The following is a 15590-nucleotide window of genomic DNA, read 5'->3' on the forward strand; positions in this document are numbered from 1 at the left end:
CTAGGGCGCGCCGCCGGTTCGATCCGCCGGCGCGTCCAGCTGCCTGACCGGGGCGCGCCCCTCGCTGTCGGGCAGAGTCCAGATCGCCACGTTCACGACCGCGATCCCCGCCAGGACGAGCATCAGGAGCGCCTTCTTGCGCATACCTGGCTTGTTCCACAGCCACGCGGCCCCGCCGACGAGCGCGAAGGTCGCGAGGACGAGGATCGAGAGGACCGCGGGCATCATGGCCGCACCCCTAGCGCCAACCGGGCACCCGGAACAGCCCGCCCGCCCACTTGTTCTTGCTCCACACGGGCGGGCTGGCCGCCCCGCATCCATCGGAGTGCATCGATGAGCATTTTCGGCAAGATCAGGGACGCCATCTTCGGCAGGGAACACCCCGCACCGGCGCCTTCTCCCACGATCGACACCACCCAATCACCGGGCAATCCGCCCCCCAGCCCCGAACCCAGCGACAGCGCGGCGATCGGTGTCGTGGATGTTGAGAACAACCTCGACAATATGCCGGGCGCCGACCGGCTCAACTGGCGCACGTCGATCGTCGACCTGATGAAGCTTATCGGGGTCGATTCCGACTACGAGAGCCGCAAGGCGCTCGCCCAGGAAATGGGCCGGGCCGACTATTCGGGCAGCGCCGAGGACAACGTCTGGCTGCACCGGCAGGTGATGAGCGAACTTGCCCGCAACGGCGGACGGGTTCCGGCGGAATTCATCGACTGACGGTTTGACTTGCGCCCGCGCGTCTCCGTAAGCGCGCTGGATGGAGTCGCACTTTCAGGTCACCCGCCGCCAGGCCCTCTCCGGGATCGGCGGCGTATCCGCCATCGCCCTGTCGGGCTGCACGACACTAGCCTCGCCGGCCGGCCAGGGCGAGGCAGCCGCCCTATTGGACGATATCGCCTGGCGGCTGCTCGAACACAGCCCCACGGGCGCGACCGCGATGGGTCTGGACGTCGGTGAGCACGCGGAATTGCGGGGGAAGCTCGGGGACAGCTCGCCAGCGGGCGACCGCGCGCTCGCAGCCACGCTCCGGTCCGCTCTCGCGCAGGTCCGGGCGGTGGATACCGCCGTCCTGGACCCGGCCACGCGCACCAGTTTCGAGGTTGTCGATAGTGCCTTCTCGACCGCGCTCGACGGGTTCGCGCTGCCCTATGGCGAGATCACCGTCGGCGGCTGGCGCAATGCGCCCTACGCGGTGATCCAGAACGTCGGCGGATACATCGACTTCCCCCGGTTCATGACCGCAACGCACCCCGTGCGCGATGCGGCGGACGCCGAATACTACCTCGACCGCATCGCCGCGATCCCCGCCCAGCTTGACGGCGAGCTCGAGCGGATCCGCGCCGCGCGGGCGATGGGCGTGGTGCCGCCGGGCTTCCTGCTCGACAAGGCGATCGCGGCGATGAAGAAGTCGATCGCCGATGCGCGCTCGCGCGAAGGTGCCTACGTCGACGGACTGACGAGCCGCACGGCCGGCATTCCCGGCGAATGGGGGAACCGCGCCTTCGCCATATCGTCCGGCCCGATCGCCGCCGCGCTCGAGCGGCAGCTGGCCGAGCTTGAGGCCGAACGCGCGGTCGCCGACATGGACCCCGGCCTGTGGAGCCAGCCCCGCGGCGACGAATGGTACGCCTGGGCCCTGCGCGCCGCGACCACGACGCGCCTCTCGCCCGAGGAAATCCACGCCATCGGCCTTGCCGAGCTGGAGGAAATCCACGCGAAGATGGACCCGATCCTGGTCAAGCTCGGCTACCGCGACGGATCGGTGGGCCAGCGAATGAAGGCGCTGGGCGAAGACCGCCGGTTCATGTTCGCCGACGGCGACCCGGGCCGCGCCGAGATCATGGCGTTCCTCCACGAGCGACTTGCATGGATCAAGGCCCAGATGCCGCGCGCGTTCGAGCGCCCCGTCGATCCCAACATGGAGATCCGCCGGCTTCCCGTGGCCGAGGAACCGGGTGCCCCCAACGCCTATGGCGGTGCGGGCAGCAAGGACGGAAAGATTCCCGGGCGGATGTGGATCAACCTCCACACAACCGACCTGCACCGGACCTACACGCTGCCGACGCTGGTGCACCACGAAGCGATCCCCGGCCACGTCTGGCAGGGCGAATATTCGAACCAGCTTCCCACTATCCGCTCGATGCTTTCGTTCAGCGCGTTTTCGGAAGGCTGGGCGCTCTACGGAGAGCAGCTCGCGGACGAGTTGGGCGCCTATGTCGATCATCCCGAATGGCGCCTCGGCTACCTGCAGGACCAGGCCTGGCGCGCCTGCCGCCTGATCGCGGATACCGGACTGCACCATATGCGCTGGACCAGGCAGCAGGCACTGGACTTGTTCGTCGAGCGCAACGGCAGCAACCCGCTCGAGATGGCGAGCGAGGTGGACCGGTACTGCTCGTGGCCGGGCCAGGCCTGTTCGTACAAGATCGGGCACACCGCGATCGTGCGCGAGCGCGCGCGGGGGCAGGCCGCGCTCGGGGACCGGTTCGACCTCAAGGCGTTCGACCAGGCGGTCGTCGACGGGGGCAACGTGCCGATGGACGTGCTGTCCAAGACCGTCGACCGCTACATCGCGCGGGCGCGCGGCTGACCGGTCGCCTGCCGCCGCGTGAAATAGTCGGCCAAGGGCACGCGCACCTCCCTTGGGGCGTGCCAGACAGTTAAAGGCCCCGGTCCGGTTTCCCGGCCGGGGCCCCCCTCTCCAACTCGTGCGAAGCCGTCAGGCGGCTTCGGCAGCCAGGTTCGGCGCGGCGTCGCGCACCCCCTGGTCGACGTGATTCTCGAACTGGGCGAAATTGTCGACGAACAGCTGCACCAGCTTGTGCGCGGTGCGGTCGTAGGCGTCGGGATCAGCCCAGGCCGCCCGCGGGTCCAGCAGCCGGGCGTCGACGCCCGGAACGCTCACCGGAACATCGAACCCGAAGTTGGGATCCTTGCGGAAGTCGGCGTCGTTGAGGCTGCCGTCGAGCGCGGCGTTGAGCAGCGCGCGGGTCGCCTTGATCGGCATTCGCTCGATGCCCTCGTCGGTCGCCTTGCCGCCCGACCAGCCGGTGTTGAGCAGCCAGCACTGGACGTTGCCCTTAGCGATCCGTTCCTTGAGCAGGTTGCCGTAAACGCTGGGGTGCCGCGGCATGAACGGGGCGCCGAAGCAGGTGCTGAACGTTGCCTCGGGCTCGGTCACGCCGATCTCGGTGCCGGCCACCTTGGCGGTGTAGCCCGACAGGAAATGGTACATCGCCTGGTCGGGCGTCAGCCGCGCGATCGGCGGCAGGACCCCGAACGCGTCGGCGGTCAGCATCACCACGTTCGACGGCGGCGGCCCCATGTTGTCCTGGCTCGCGTTCGGGATGAATTCGATCGGATAGGCGCCGCGGCTGTTCTCGGCGAGCGAGTTGTCGTCGAAGTCGAGTTCGCCGTTCTCGTCCATCACCACGTTCTCGAGCACCGTGCCGCGCATCCTGGTCGTGGCGTAGATTTCGGGCTCTGCCTCGGGCGAGAGGCGGATCATCTTGGCGTAGCAGCCGCCCTCGAAATTGAAGACCGCAGTGTCCGACCAGCCGTGCTCGTCGTCGCCGATCAGCGTGCGGCTGGCGTCGGCCGAAAGCGTGGTCTTGCCGGTCCCCGACAGGCCAAAGAACACGGCCGTCTTGCCGTCCGGTCCGATATTGGCGCTGCAGTGCATCGGCATCACGCCCTGCGCGGGCAGCAGGTAGTTGAGGATGCCGAACACGCTCTTCTTCATTTCGCCGGCGTACTTGGTGCCGCCGATGAGGATCAGCTTTTCCGACAGGTTGACCGCGATCACCGTCTCGCTCCGCGTGCCGTGGCGCTCGGGATCGGCCCGGAAGCTGGGCAGGTCGATGATCGTGTATTCCGGAGTGAAGCCGGCGAGTTCCGCCTCGGTCGGCCGCACAAGCAGCGTGCGGATGAACAGGTTGTGCCACGCCAGTTCGTTGATCACCCGCACGTTCACGCGGTGCTCGGGCTGCGAGCCGCCGAACAGGTCGGCGACGTAGAGCGCGTCCTTGTCCTTCAGCGCGGCCATGAAATCGGCCTTGAGGGCAGCGAAATGCGCGGGCGACATCGGCACGTTGACCTTGCCCCAGTTGACCGTGCTCTCGGTCTCGGCATCGCGGACGATGAACTTGTCCCTGGCGCTGCGTCCGGTGTGCTTGCCGGTTTCCACGACCAGCGCGCCGTCCTTCGCCAGCCGCCCCTCGCCGTTGGCGATCGCGGTGTCGATCAGCGCGTCGGTGCCGAGGTTGGCTTCGATACGGGCGGAGGTTTCGATGCCCTGGGCGGACAGCGGATGAGCGAGGGCGGCGGTCACTTCTTTCTCTCCAGTTCCGTAGCGGAAATCCAAGCGGCTGGTCGCACGTTCGCGATGCTGTGCATACGAATGCGCGGGCCTTGTCCCGGCCAATAGTCGGCAATCCGATTCCCGTCAAACAGCCGCGTGATGGCAAAAGTTTGGCGGACCAAAGAACCACCCTCCCTCCGCGCAAAGCCGCGTTGCCGTAAGCGCCCGCAGCCGCTAGTCGGGGGCGATGCAGGTCGATGCCAACGAAACCGGTAGCACCTCGGGCACTCGCGCGGATCGGACCACGATCGCGCTCGTCGACGACGATCGCAACATCCTCACCACCGTTTCCATCGCGCTGCAGGCCGAAGGGTTCGCGACCCGCGTCTATTCGGACGGCGAGGCCGCGCTGAAGGCGATCAGCGAAAATCCGCCCGACTTCGGGGTCTTCGACATCAAGATGCCGCGGATGGACGGAATGGAGCTTCTCCGCCGGGTCCGCGCGCAGCATCCCGCTCTTCCCGTCATCTTCCTTACCAGCAAGGACGACGAGCAGGACGAGGAAGCCGGCTTCGAGATGGGCGCCGACGACTACATCGCAAAGCCGTTCAGCCTGCGGCTGCTGATCGCCCGGATCCGCGCCATCCTGAAGCGCAGCGGTGCGGTCGATCCCCACGAAGCCGACGCCAGCGCGCCAGAGCCCGGCCCGGTGATCGAGCGCGGCCGCCTGCGAATGGACCCAGCGCGCCACCAGGTGACGTGGGAGGACCGCCCGGTCTCGCTCACCGTCACCGAGTTCCTCATCCTCGAGGCGCTCGCGCAGCGTCCGGGCGTGATCAAGAGCCGCAACCAGTTGATGGATGCCGCCTATCCCGACGACGTCTTCGTCGACGATCGCACGGTCGACAGCCACATCAAGCGGATGCGCCGCAAGTTCCGCAGCGTGGACCCCGACTTCGCCGCGATCGAAACGCTTTACGGCGCGGGCTACAGCTTCGCCGATGGCTGAGGCGCTTGCCGATGAACCGGGCGGCTGATCCCACGGCGGGGCTGACGCGCTTCACGCCCGGGCGGCGTCTGTCGCTTACCCCGCGCATCCTGATCATCAATCTGCTGCCGCTGCTGCTGCTGGGCGGCGGGGTGTTCTATCTCGACAGCTACCGCAAGCAGCTGCTCAACGAACGCTACAAGCTGGCGCGGGTCGAGGCGCAGATCACCGCCGAGGCGCTGGCCGGCGCCAGCAGGGAACGCCAGGAGGCGCTGCTGATCCAGATCGGCAAGGAGCAGAAGATGCGCCTGCGTATGTTCGACGCGGAGGGCAACCTGTGGGCCGACAGCTTCCAGCTCGCCGAACCCAGTTTCGCGTTCGACCGGCCCGGAGACGAAACCTGGCAGGAAAACCTCGCCCGCTGGCTCGACCGCGCGGTCGATACCGTGGTCGGCGCCGATCCCATCCCCGACTACGTCGAGCCGGACGACCCCGATGCCGACGCCTGGCCCGAACTGAAACGCGCGCGCGAGGAGAACCTGACCCAGATCCAGCTGCGCGACGCGAGCGACGGGACGCCGGTGATCAACACCGCCGCCCCCGTTGGCCTGCTCGGCGCGACCCTGCTCACCACCCGCAACGCGGTGGACATCACCCAGCAGGTTCGCGAAGCACGCAGCACGCTGATCATCGCGGTGCTGCTCGCGCTGTTCATGTCGACGCTGCTGTCGCTATACATGGCGCGCACCATCGTCAGCCCGCTGCGAATGCTGGCGAGCGCGACCAACCGCGTGCGGCAGGGCCGCGAGCGCCAGGTCGAGGTGCCGCGCCTGCCGATGCGCCGCGACGAGATCGGCCAGCTTGCCCGCGCAATCGCCGACATGACCGACACGCTGCGCCACCGCATCGACGCGGTCGAACATTTCGCCGCCGACGTCGCGCACGAGATCAAGAACCCGCTCGCGTCCCTGCGCAGCGCGCTCGAATCGCTCGCTCAGGTCGAGGACACGGAACTGCGCGGTCAGCTGAACGCGATCGCCGCCCATGACGTGCGGCGGATCGACCGCCTGGTCAGCGAGATATCCGAGGCCAGCCGCATCGACGCCGAACTCAGCCGCGCGACGTTCGAGCGGATCGACCTCGTCGCGCTGGCGCAGAACATCGTCGGGCGGAGAGATACCCGCGCCGAGAACGCCGACCACCGGGTCGTCATCACCCGGCCGCCGGGCGGCGCTCAGGTGCTGGGTGTGCCCGTCCGGCTCGAGCGCGTGATCGACAACCTGCTCGACAACGCGGTTTCGTTCTCGCCGCCCGGCACCCCGATCGAACTGACGATCGACCGCGGCGACCGGCTGGTCACGCTGGCGGTCAGCGACCACGGGCCAGGCATCCCCGAAGACGCCCGCGAAAAGGTCTTCCGCCGGTTCCATTCCGACCGGCCCGAGGAAGAGGGTTTCGGCCAGCACAGCGGGCTCGGCCTGGCGATAGCGCGGACCATCGCCGAAGCGCACGACGGGACCCTGATCGCCGAACCGCGGAGCGACGGAGCCTGCGGGGCGAGCATGGTTCTCACCCTGCCGGATGCGGACGTCCCGCGCCGATGACGCCCGCGGTGCCCTCGCTCCACCAGGCAACCGCGGTCGCGATCGGGGGCCGCGGTCTGCTGATCGAGGGACCGCCGGGCTGCGGCAAGACCACCCTCGCGCTCACCCTGATCGATCGCGGCGCGACGCTCATCGGCGACGACGGGGTCCGGCTGCACGCCGAAGCGGGCGTGCTGCTCGCGACCCCTCCATCGGCGACGGCGGGGCTGATCGAGGTGCGCGGAGTTGGAATCGCCACCCTTCCCACGACCGGCGCTCCGGTAGCCCTGGTCCTGCGGGCGCACGACGTGCTGCCGCGGTTCGTCGAAGGCACGGGAACGGTCGCCCTTGCCGGGTGCGCGATACCGCTGCTCGCCTTCGACCTGCGCGGACCCGCCGCCGCGCTGCGCGCCGAATACGCGCTGGCGATGCACGGCCTGTCTCCCGGCAAGACGGCCTGAAGGCCGCCCTTCCAAAACACTTCCGCAGCCTCCACAGATGCGGGCATGAACGCCGACTCGGCTTCCCGCTCCCGCTCGCAACGGGTGGTGCTCGTCACCGGTCTTTCCGGCGCGGGCAAGACCACCGCGCTGAGGGTGCTCGAGGATCTCGGGTGGGAGGCGATCGACAACTTCCCGATCCGACTGCTCGAACGGCTGATCGGCGCGGAATCCGCCAATCGCTTCGAACTTGGCGGAGAACCGCGCCCGCCGCTGGCGGTCGGCTTCGATTCGCGCACGCGGGGGTTCGTCCCGCAGGAAATCATCGCGCGCTGCAAGAAACTGGCGGCCCGACCGGACCTCGACCTCACCACGCTGTTCCTCGACTGCACCAGCGCGGAACTCGAGCGGCGCTACAACGAAACACGGCGGCGGCACCCGATGGCCCAGGGACGCCCGCTGATCGAGGGCATCCAGGCCGAGCGCGAACTGCTCGACCCCCTTCGCCGCTGGGCCGAGGCGGTCATCGATACCAGCGCGCTGACCGCGAGCGATCTGCAACAGGCCATTCGCGACCGGTTCGCCGATGCGCCCGAGGACGCGATGACGGTCACCGTCGCAAGCTTCGGCTTTGCGCGCGGGATGCCGCCGCTGGCCGACCTCGTGTTCGACATGCGCTTCCTCGACAACCCGCACTGGGTTGCGGAGCTGCGGCCGCTGACCGGCCTCGACCCCGCGGTTTCTGCCCACATCGAAAACGATCCTGCGTGGGCCGAAGCGTATGCAAGGATCCGCGATCTCCTGCTCCTGCTGCTTCCGCGCTATGCCGAACAGGGCAAGACGTACGTGACGATCGCGTTCGGCTGCACCGGCGGCAGGCACCGGTCGGTTCACACCGCAGAGGCCATCGCGCGGGCCTTGCGCGAGGGCGGATTTTCGCCCACTGTCGTCCATCGCAACCTGGGTTCGCGCGCCGCAGACCAGCTCGAAGGGCAGCCGTTGGCATGACGACCCCGCATCACGGCGGCGACCGCGAAAGACGCGGCACCGCGGAACCATCTCGCAGGCAGAGCATCCCAGTCACATGATCGGATTGATCCTGGTCACCCACGGCCGCTTGGCCGAGGAATTCGTCAGCGCGATGGAGCACGTGGTCGGCCCGCAGGAGGGCATCGCGACGATCTGCATCGGCCCGCACGACGACATGGAAAAGCGTCGCAAGGAGATCGCGGCCGCCATTGCCCGGGTAGATACCGGTGCGGGCGCGATCGTGCTGACCGACCTGTTCGGCGGTACGCCCTCCAATCTCGCCATCTCGCTACTCGAGGCTGGCCGGGTCGAGGTCATTGCGGGGGTCAACCTGCCGATGCTGATCCGCTTGGCCGGCGCGCGCAAGTCGATGGATGTCACTGCCGCGGTCTCCGCCGCGCGCGACGCCGGCAAGAGCTACATCACCATCGCTTCCGAATTCCTTGCCACGGGGGCGTGCGACAAGAAGAAGGCGGCGCAGTGAGCCCCGCCCGATGAACGAAGCGCGCCGGACCTGCACGATCGTCAACCAGCGAGGGCTTCACGCGCGCGCGAGCGCCAAGTTCGTGAACGCGGTTGCCGCGCTGCCCGACGGCTGCTCCGTGCGTCTTGCCAAGGACGGCAACGAGGCGGTCGGCGGCTCGATCCTCGGCCTGATGATGCTCGGCGCCGCCAAGGGTGACGACGTCGAGGTGATCGTCGCCGGCGACGGTGCCGATGCCGTGCTCGACCAGCTCTGCGCGATGATCGACGACGGTTTCGGCGAAGACTGATGGATCGTCCCGGCCGGCGCACGATCACCGGCTTTTCCAACCCGACCGTCAAGGCGCTGCGCGCGCTGCGTGACAAGAAGCATCGCAAGCGCGAGCGGCGCTTCCTCGCCGAAGGGCTGCGCCTGCTGACCGATGCGCGCGAGAGCGGCCGGCTGCCCGAGATCCTGGTCATGGCGGAGGGTCGCGATCCGCATCCCCTGCTTGCCGCTCTCGAGGCCGACGTGCTCGCCGCGGGCGGCGAGGTGATCGAGACCAGCGCCGATATCCTCGGCAAGATCACCGGCAAGGACAATCCGCAGGCGGTCGCCGGGGTGTTCGCCGAGTTCGACACCGCGCTCTCCGCAATCGACCGGTCGGCCGCGCCGATCTGGCTCGTCGCCCAGGCGCTCCGCGACCCCGGCAACCTCGGCACGATGCTGCGCACCGGCGACGCGGTGGGCGCAGGGGGGTTGATCCTGATCGATGACTGCGCCGACCCGTTCTCGGTCGAGGCCGTGCGCGCCAGCATGGGCGCGGTCTTCACCCAGACGATCGCCCAGGCAAGCTGGGACGCGTTCCTGCCATGGCTGCGCGGCGGAGCGGGGCAGCTCGTCGCCGCGTCGCTGCGCGAGGCCGTGCCCTATCGCGGGGCGCAATATGCCGCGCCCTGCTTCGTGCTCGTCGGCAACGAATCGCGCGGGCTTCCGGCCGAATACGAGGCAGCGTGCGACCTGCGCGTGACGATGCCGATGAAAGGACGCGCCGACAGCCTCAACGCCGCGGTCGCCGCAGCCGTCCTCGCCTACGAGGTGCTCGCCACGCTCGACCCGTGAATCCGGGCTAGTCGCCCGCGACCAGGCTCGTGAAGCTCCACTTGCCGTCGCGGCTTGAGGCGACCAGTCGGTAATCGAGCGGGCTGCGCAGCCTGTCGGTGGCGATGAACCCGGTCTTGTCCCCGTCGAACGCGACCTTCTGGAAGTCGTCTTCCGGCTGAAGCCCGTCGACCAGCCGTACGAAGTTCCACGAAACCTGCGCGATCTCGGGCGAATCGGCATCGGCATCGCGCCGGACCGGCACGCCTTCGCCGGTGACGAGCATGTCCGCAGCCGGGTCGACCCCCTCGAGCGGCTTTGCGGCGTACCAGGGAATCGTGATGCCGCCTTGCGCATTGACCGCGCAGCCCAGCTTCAGGAGATCGTCGAGCTCACCCCACAGATCCTGCTCCTTCCTGCTCAGGCGGGACCGCAGCACCGCCGTGCCCGCGCCCCCGCCGAAGTCGAGCTTCACGTCGGGGGCAGCGAGCGCGGCGAGGCGGTCGGCGTCGCGCGCCTCGACCGCGGCGCCGAGTTGCCGGCGGAAGTTTTCCGCGCCGGGCGTGTCGCCGCAATCGTCGCGCGGGGCGTATTCGCCGCGGCCCGAGGCGTCGCTGGCGGATCCGTCGACCGTCTTGACGACCTTGTCGGCAGCCTTGTTGATCGCTTCCGACGGCGCGTTTTCCTGGCTGCAAGCCGCTGCCAGGGTCGCCAGCGCCAGCGCGAAGATCGTCTTTCTGTCAGGTATCCACATCGCGCATTCCGTAGCGACCAAGCGTCCGCGATTTCAACCTAATCTTCTATCGCGGGTTCCGCCTGCGGGCCCTCGACATACCGCGGCGCGGCTTCGACGAGGGGCACTTCGTCGATTTCGCGCTTGCCGATCTCGATGCCCTTGTCCTTGAGCCGGCGCCCGGCCGACAACACGTTGCGCTCGAAGCTGCCGACGAACTTGTTGTAGTTGTTGACTGCTGTCTCGAGCCCGCCGCCGACGCGCTTCATGTGCTCGGCCGCCACCGCCAGCCGATCATAGAGTTCCGCCCCCGCCTTGCCGATCTCGACCGCCTCGCGGGCGATGGTGTCCTGCCGCCAGACCTGCGCGACCGTCCGCGCGATCGCCACGAGGTTGGTAGGAGTCGCCAGCAGCACCTTGTTGCGGAAGGCGAAGTCCCACAGCTCGGGATCGTGTTCGAGCGCCGCGGCGACGAAATGTTCGCCCGGCACGAACATCACGACATAGTCGGGCGCCTCGTCGAACTGGCTCTGGTAGCCTTTCGCGCCGAGCGTCTGGACGTGGCTGCGCATCGACTTGGCATGCTGGTCGAGATGCCGCTTGCGCTCGTCGTCGTCGTCCGCCTCGAACGCCGCCTGGTAGGCGTTGAGCGACACCTTGGCGTCGATCACCAGCTTCTTCTGGCCCGGCACCCGGACGATCGCGTCCGGCCGCAGCCGGCCGTCCTCGGTATCCATCGAATGCTCGAGGTCGAAGTCGGTGTGCTCCGACAGCCCGCACTGCTCGAGCACGTTCTGCAGCGCGCGCTCGCCCCACCGCCCGCGCGCCTTGGGCGCGTTGGTCAGCGAATTGCCGAGCCGGGCCGCCTCGCGCCGCACCTCTTCCTGGCCCGCGCGCATCGCCTCGATCATCCCGGCGAGCTGACCGAACGCATCGACCCGCTGCTTCTCGAGAGTCTCGACCTGGGTCTCGTAGGCCTTGAGCCGGTCGCCCACGGGCTGGAGCAGCGCGGCGATCGCCTCCTTGTTGGCCTTTTCGGCGTGATCGAACCGTTCGCCGGCCCGGGCGAGGAACATTTCCTGCGCCTTGCCCAGCACTTGCGCGCCGGTGTTCTCGAATTCCTTGAGCAGCTTCTCGCGGCTTTCCTCGAGCAGGCGCTTCTGCTCGGCGAAGCCGGCGGCCTGTGCCTTGAGCGCGGTCAGTTCCTCGCGCGCGGCATCGAGAGAGGCGGCCAGCGAATCGGCCCGCGCGGCGCGTTCGCTCATCGTGGCGAGTTCGGGGACCATCCGGGCGAGCTTGTCGGCAATCTCCTTCGCCTCGGCATCGCGCTCGCCGTGGCGCGCCTTCCAGTCGGCGACCGGGCGCGAGCCGAGGTACCAGCCGGCGGCCCCTGCCGCCAACGCGACGACAACGATGGTCATGATGATTGCGAGAGGTTCCATGCCAGGGAACATAGGCGGAACGCCGGGTGTAGGAAAGAGCGTTGCGGAACTATCCACCGCTCTCGCGCGCTGCATCGGCAGAAGGAGACAAGCCCATGTCGATCAAGGAAATGATCCGCGAGCACCCGCAGGTCGGGAACGACTACAACGAGCAACTCGCCGAGGCCGTCAAGCACGCGATGTACTGCGCCGCGATCTGCAACTCGTGCGCCGACGCGTGCAGCGCGGAGGACATGGACATGCGCGCCTGCATCCGCCTGTGCAGCGATTGCTCGGACGTGTGCGAGGCGACCTACCGCGTCGCCAGCCGGCGCACCGCGGGCGACGTCAAGGTTATCGAGGCAATGCTTCAGGCATGCATCACCGCCTGCGAACGCTGCGCGTCCGAGTGCGACAGGCACGACACCGACCACTGCCGTCGCTGCGCGAAGATGTGCCGCGAGTGCGCCGAGGATTGCCGCAAGGCGCTCGAGGGGATGAAGGCCCACGCCTGACCTGCCCCACACCTGAATGAAAAAGGCCCCGCCAGACGGCGGGGCTTCTTGCTGGCGTGCGCGTCAGGCGGCCTGGCGCAGCTTCTGAAGCTTCTTCAAGGCCATCTGCCGCTTGAGGCGGCTGAGGTGGTCGATGAACAGGATGCCCTCGAGGTGATCCATCTCGTGCTGGATGCAGGTGGCCATCAGCCCCTCCATCGCCTCCTCGTGGACGTTGCCGTCAAGGTCCTGCCAGCGCACCCGGCAGGTCGCCGGGCGATCGACGTCGGCGAATATCTCGGGGACCGACAGGCAACCCTCCTGGTAGGTCGCCAGCTCTTCGGCCGGGTCGAGGATCTCGGGGTTTACGAAGACCCGCGGTTCCTTCTTCGTCGGCTGGTGGGTGTGCTGGTGGCCGCCGTGGTTGCACACTTCGGGCTCGGCATCCGGATCGTCGGGCTGGAGGTCGATAACCAGCACGCGCTTGGGCACGCCGACCTGGATCGCGGCCAGGCCGATGCCGGGCGCATCGTACATCGTCTCGAACATGTCCTCGACAAGCGTCTTCAGCTCGTCGTCGAACACCGTCACGGGTTCGGACACGGTCTTGAGCCGGGGATCCGGCACTTCGAGGATTTCACGGATGGCCATGGCGCGCAAATAAGCACGATCCGGCTGAACGGCAAGTGAGCCGTCAACCGACCGGTCGCCGCGCCCGCAATGCCTGTGCAAGCGTGCCCTCGTCGAGGTAGTCCAGCTCGCCGCCGACCGGCAGTCCGTGGGCGAGCTGGGTGATGCGCACTGGCCGCCCTTCGAGCCGTTCGGCGATGTAGTGGGCGGTCGTCTGCCCCTCGAGCGTGGCGTTCATCGCCAGCACCACTTCGTCGATCCCGCCCTCCCCGACACGGTCGATCAGGCGGCCGATCGAAAGGTCTTCGGGCCCCACTCCGTCGAGCGCCGAGAGCCGGCCGCCGAGGACGTGGTAACGCCCGGTGAACAGCTTCGCCCGGTCGAGCGCCCAGAGGTCGGCGACGTCCTCCACCACGCACAGGGACCGCGGGTCGCGGCGCGGATCGGAGCAGATGCCGCACGGATCGCTCGTGTCGACGTTGCCGCAGGTCGCGCACTCCACGAGCCGGTCCTGTACCTCGGCCAGCGCCGCGACGAGTTGGCGCAGCGCCGTTTCGCGCCGCTTGACCAGCCACAGCACCGCGCGGCGCGCGCTGCGCGGGCCGAGGCCCGGCAGCTTCGCCAGTGCGCCGCTCAGCGCCTCGATCTCTTGCGATGCCATGGGGCGGGAGATAGGGGCTGCCCTCCCCCCGCGAAAGGTTGGACCCACCGGTTATGCGCATCGTCTTCATGGGAACGCCGGCCTTCGCGGTGCCGACGCTCGCCGCGCTCCACGAAGCGGGGCACGAAGTTGTCGCCGCCTACACCCAGCCGCCGCGCCCGTCGGGCCGGGGCAAGAAGCTAAGCCCCAGCGCGGTGCAGGTCGAGGCGGAGATCCGGCACATTCCGGTGAGGTGCCCGGCCTCGCTCAAGTCGACCGAGGCGCAGGCCGAACTCGCGGCTCTCGAACCCGACCTCGCGGTGGTCGCCGCCTATGGACTGATTCTGCCGCAGGCGGTGCTCGACATTCCGATGCACGGGTGCCTCAACGTCCATGCCAGCCTGCTGCCCAAGTGGCGCGGCGCGGCGCCGATCCAGCGCGCGATCATGGCGGGCGACCTCACCACCGGGATCACGATCATGCGAATGGAAGCCGGGCTCGACACCGGCCCGATGCTCGCCACCGCGCGCACGCCGATCGAGGACAAGACCGCGGGCGAACTGACCGCGGAACTGGCCGAGATCGGCGCGCAGCTGATGGTCGGCACGCTGATCGACCTTCCGACGATCCATCCCGTGCCCCAGGACGATGCGGAGGCAAGCTATGCCCCCAAGATCGACAAGGCCGAGGCGAGGATCGACTGGACCAACGGTGCCGAGGCGATCGAGCGGCAGGTGCGCGGGCTTGCCCCCTTCCCCGGCGCGTGGTTCGAGCTGGACGGAGAGCGGATCAAGGTTCTGAAGGCCGAGATCGTCGCGCGCGAAGGCAAGCCGGGCAAGACCCTCGACGACCATCTGACGATCGCCTGCGGCTACGCGGCGATCCGCCCGGTGCGCCTCCAGCGGGCGGGCAAGCCGGCGATGGATATCGCCGCGTTCCTCAACGGCAAGCCGGTGCCGGCGGGGACGCTGATCGGGTGACGCGCTTTGCCCTGACCCTCGAATTCGACGGCACGCCGTTCGTCGGCCTCCAGCGGCAGGCGACCGGACCAAGCGTGCAGCAGGCGGTCGAGGACGCGGCGCACGCGGTCACCGGCGAAGCGGTGACGATGCACGCCGCAGGCCGCACCGACACCGGGGTCCACGCGCTCGCGATGCGCGCGCACGTCGACATCGAGAAGGCGATCGAGCCGTTCCGGCTGATGGAGGCCCTCAACGCCCACCTGCGACCCGACCCGATCGCCGTGATCGCCTGCGCGGCGGTGCCGGATGACTGGCACGCGCGCTTCTCGTGCATCGGCCGCGCCTACGAATACCGCATCGCCAACCGCCGCGCGCCGCTGACGCTCGAACGCAACCGCGCGTGGCAGGTTGCCAGGCCGCTCGACGCCGACGCGATGCACACCGCCGCGCAGGCGCTTGTCGGCCGGCACGACTTCACCACCTTCCGCTCGGTCCAGTGCCAGGCGGCGAGCCCGGTCAAGACGCTCGACCGGCTCGATGTGCGCCGCGAGGGCGAGCACGTGATCGTGGAAGCCGCGGCGCGCAGCTTCCTCCACCACCAGGTGCGCAGCATGGTGGGCTGCCTCGCGCTGGTCGGCATGGGGCGCTGGAACATCGGGGGGGTCGCCAAGGCGCTGGCGGCGCGCGACCGGCAGGCGCTGGGCCTCAATGCACCGCCGCACGGGCTCTATTTCGTGAAGGCGGAATATCCGGGAGAGGCCTAGCCATCGCGCGCTCACCCGCCTAGCACCGGTTGCAAT

Annotated in this window: 18 protein-coding genes; 12 read left to right on the forward strand and 6 right to left on the reverse strand. The window is 68.6% G+C overall.

The genetic code is table 11. The annotated features are described in order from the left end of the window. Entirely contained in the window at window positions 1–228 is a 228-nt protein-coding gene (locus N0B51_RS06235) for a hypothetical protein (RefSeq protein ID WP_259961408.1), read from the reverse strand. 105 nt (window positions 229–333) lie between these two features. Between N0B51_RS06235 and N0B51_RS06240 the strand changes: the two genes are divergently transcribed. Both N0B51_RS06240 and N0B51_RS06245 read left to right on the forward strand, forming a co-directional pair. Next, window positions 334–723, forward strand: coding sequence for a DUF3597 domain-containing protein (locus N0B51_RS06240; RefSeq protein ID WP_259961409.1), 390 nt, complete (start codon window positions 334–336; stop codon window positions 721–723). Between the two features lie 40 nt (window positions 724–763). Then, window positions 764–2596 carry a DUF885 domain-containing protein gene (locus N0B51_RS06245; RefSeq protein ID WP_259961410.1) on the forward strand — a complete coding sequence of 611 codons (1833 nt, stop codon included), beginning with the start codon at window positions 764–766 and terminating at the stop codon, window positions 2594–2596. Between the two features lie 129 nt (window positions 2597–2725). On the opposite strand, the gene N0B51_RS06250 is transcribed toward N0B51_RS06245, so the two are convergent. After that, window positions 2726–4336 (reverse strand): phosphoenolpyruvate carboxykinase, encoded by a 1611-nt coding sequence (locus tag N0B51_RS06250; RefSeq protein WP_259961412.1) that lies wholly within the window; start codon window positions 4334–4336, stop codon window positions 2726–2728. A gap of 217 nt (window positions 4337–4553) precedes the next feature. Here N0B51_RS06250 and N0B51_RS06255 point away from each other — a divergent pair, with 217 nt between their 5' ends. From N0B51_RS06255 to N0B51_RS06285, 7 genes are all read left to right on the forward strand, one after another. Further along, entirely contained in the window at window positions 4554–5315 is a 762-nt protein-coding gene (locus N0B51_RS06255; protein WP_259961413.1) for a response regulator transcription factor, read from the forward strand. 11 nt (window positions 5316–5326) lie between these two features. Next, on the forward strand, window positions 5327–6898 hold the full coding sequence (locus tag N0B51_RS06260; protein ID WP_259961414.1) for a HAMP domain-containing sensor histidine kinase: 1572 nt from the start codon (window positions 5327–5329) through the stop codon (window positions 6896–6898). Further along, entirely contained in the window at window positions 6895–7338 is a 444-nt protein-coding gene (locus N0B51_RS06265; RefSeq protein ID WP_259961415.1) for an HPr kinase/phosphorylase, read from the forward strand. The genes N0B51_RS06260 and N0B51_RS06265 overlap by 4 nt, the downstream gene beginning before the upstream one ends. Window positions 7339–7383: 45 nt before the next feature. Continuing rightward, window positions 7384–8325 (forward strand): RNase adapter RapZ, encoded by a 942-nt coding sequence (gene rapZ, locus N0B51_RS06270; RefSeq protein WP_259961416.1) that lies wholly within the window; start codon window positions 7384–7386, stop codon window positions 8323–8325. Window positions 8326–8401: 76 nt separating this feature from the next. Then, window positions 8402–8830 carry a PTS sugar transporter subunit IIA gene (locus N0B51_RS06275; protein WP_259961417.1) on the forward strand — a complete coding sequence of 143 codons (429 nt, stop codon included), beginning with the start codon at window positions 8402–8404 and terminating at the stop codon, window positions 8828–8830. 10 nt (window positions 8831–8840) lie between these two features. Beyond that, complete coding sequence (locus N0B51_RS06280; RefSeq protein ID WP_259961418.1) at window positions 8841–9119, forward strand: HPr family phosphocarrier protein; 279 nt, start codon at window positions 8841–8843, stop codon at window positions 9117–9119. After that, window positions 9119–9931 carry a TrmH family RNA methyltransferase gene (locus N0B51_RS06285; RefSeq protein ID WP_259961419.1) on the forward strand — a complete coding sequence of 271 codons (813 nt, stop codon included), beginning with the start codon at window positions 9119–9121 and terminating at the stop codon, window positions 9929–9931. The genes N0B51_RS06280 and N0B51_RS06285 overlap by 1 nt, the downstream gene beginning before the upstream one ends. Window positions 9932–9938: 7 nt before the next feature. On the opposite strand, the gene N0B51_RS06290 is transcribed toward N0B51_RS06285, so the two are convergent. Both N0B51_RS06290 and N0B51_RS06295 read right to left on the reverse strand, forming a co-directional pair. Beyond that, window positions 9939–10664 (reverse strand): hypothetical protein, encoded by a 726-nt coding sequence (locus tag N0B51_RS06290; RefSeq protein WP_259961420.1) that lies wholly within the window; start codon window positions 10662–10664, stop codon window positions 9939–9941. A 38-nt stretch (window positions 10665–10702) separates the two neighbouring features. Further along, entirely contained in the window at window positions 10703–12085 is a 1383-nt protein-coding gene (locus N0B51_RS06295; protein ID WP_259961421.1) for a DNA recombination protein RmuC, read from the reverse strand. A 95-nt stretch (window positions 12086–12180) separates the two neighbouring features. On the opposite strand from N0B51_RS06295, the gene N0B51_RS06300 reads away from it, so the two are divergent. After that, entirely contained in the window at window positions 12181–12579 is a 399-nt protein-coding gene (locus N0B51_RS06300; RefSeq protein WP_259961422.1) for a four-helix bundle copper-binding protein, read from the forward strand. Window positions 12580–12642: 63 nt separating this feature from the next. Here the strand turns inward: N0B51_RS06300 and N0B51_RS06305 are convergent, their stop codons facing one another. Both N0B51_RS06305 and recR read right to left on the reverse strand, forming a co-directional pair. After that, window positions 12643–13209 (reverse strand): peptide deformylase, encoded by a 567-nt coding sequence (locus tag N0B51_RS06305; RefSeq protein ID WP_259961423.1) that lies wholly within the window; start codon window positions 13207–13209, stop codon window positions 12643–12645. A 43-nt stretch (window positions 13210–13252) separates the two neighbouring features. Further along, entirely contained in the window at window positions 13253–13849 is a 597-nt protein-coding gene (gene recR / locus N0B51_RS06310) for a recombination mediator RecR (RefSeq protein WP_259961424.1), read from the reverse strand. Window positions 13850–13902: 53 nt separating this feature from the next. Between recR and fmt the strand changes: the two genes are divergently transcribed. Then, entirely contained in the window at window positions 13903–14808 is a 906-nt protein-coding gene (fmt, locus tag N0B51_RS06315) for a methionyl-tRNA formyltransferase (RefSeq protein WP_259961425.1), read from the forward strand. Further along, window positions 14805–15554 (forward strand): tRNA pseudouridine(38-40) synthase TruA, encoded by a 750-nt coding sequence (gene truA, locus N0B51_RS06320; protein WP_259961426.1) that lies wholly within the window; start codon window positions 14805–14807, stop codon window positions 15552–15554. The genes fmt and truA overlap by 4 nt, the downstream gene beginning before the upstream one ends. The last annotated feature ends 36 nt before the right edge of the window (window positions 15555–15590 follow it).

It is taken from the genome of Tsuneonella litorea (assembly GCF_025154015.1).
Lineage (GTDB): Bacteria > Pseudomonadota > Alphaproteobacteria > Sphingomonadales > Sphingomonadaceae > Tsuneonella > Tsuneonella litorea.

What these genes read in the sequence shown, in the direction of transcription:
- N0B51_RS06235 (WP_259961408.1), bottom strand. Translation starts at nt 228, where the DNA reads ATGATGCCCGCGGTCCTCTCGATCCTCGTCCTCGCGACCTTCGCGCTC.
- N0B51_RS06240 (WP_259961409.1), top strand. Translation starts at nt 334, where the DNA reads ATGAGCATTTTCGGCAAGATCAGGGACGCCATCTTCGGCAGGGAACAC.
- N0B51_RS06245 (WP_259961410.1), top strand. Translation starts at nt 764, where the DNA reads ATGGAGTCGCACTTTCAGGTCACCCGCCGCCAGGCCCTCTCCGGGATC.
- N0B51_RS06255 (WP_259961413.1), top strand. Translation starts at nt 4,554, where the DNA reads ATGCAGGTCGATGCCAACGAAACCGGTAGCACCTCGGGCACTCGCGCG.
- N0B51_RS06260 (WP_259961414.1), top strand. Translation starts at nt 5,327, where the DNA reads ATGAACCGGGCGGCTGATCCCACGGCGGGGCTGACGCGCTTCACGCCC.
- N0B51_RS06265 (WP_259961415.1), top strand. Translation starts at nt 6,895, where the DNA reads ATGACGCCCGCGGTGCCCTCGCTCCACCAGGCAACCGCGGTCGCGATC.
- rapZ (WP_259961416.1), top strand. Translation starts at nt 7,384, where the DNA reads ATGAACGCCGACTCGGCTTCCCGCTCCCGCTCGCAACGGGTGGTGCTC.
- N0B51_RS06275 (WP_259961417.1), top strand. Translation starts at nt 8,402, where the DNA reads ATGATCGGATTGATCCTGGTCACCCACGGCCGCTTGGCCGAGGAATTC.
- N0B51_RS06280 (WP_259961418.1), top strand. Translation starts at nt 8,841, where the DNA reads ATGAACGAAGCGCGCCGGACCTGCACGATCGTCAACCAGCGAGGGCTT.
- N0B51_RS06285 (WP_259961419.1), top strand. Translation starts at nt 9,119, where the DNA reads ATGGATCGTCCCGGCCGGCGCACGATCACCGGCTTTTCCAACCCGACC.
- N0B51_RS06290 (WP_259961420.1), bottom strand. Translation starts at nt 10,664, where the DNA reads ATGTGGATACCTGACAGAAAGACGATCTTCGCGCTGGCGCTGGCGACC.
- N0B51_RS06295 (WP_259961421.1), bottom strand. Translation starts at nt 12,085, where the DNA reads ATGGAACCTCTCGCAATCATCATGACCATCGTTGTCGTCGCGTTGGCG.
- N0B51_RS06300 (WP_259961422.1), top strand. Translation starts at nt 12,181, where the DNA reads ATGTCGATCAAGGAAATGATCCGCGAGCACCCGCAGGTCGGGAACGAC.
- N0B51_RS06305 (WP_259961423.1), bottom strand. Translation starts at nt 13,209, where the DNA reads ATGGCCATCCGTGAAATCCTCGAAGTGCCGGATCCCCGGCTCAAGACC.
- recR (WP_259961424.1), bottom strand. Translation starts at nt 13,849, where the DNA reads ATGGCATCGCAAGAGATCGAGGCGCTGAGCGGCGCACTGGCGAAGCTG.
- fmt (WP_259961425.1), top strand. Translation starts at nt 13,903, where the DNA reads ATGCGCATCGTCTTCATGGGAACGCCGGCCTTCGCGGTGCCGACGCTC.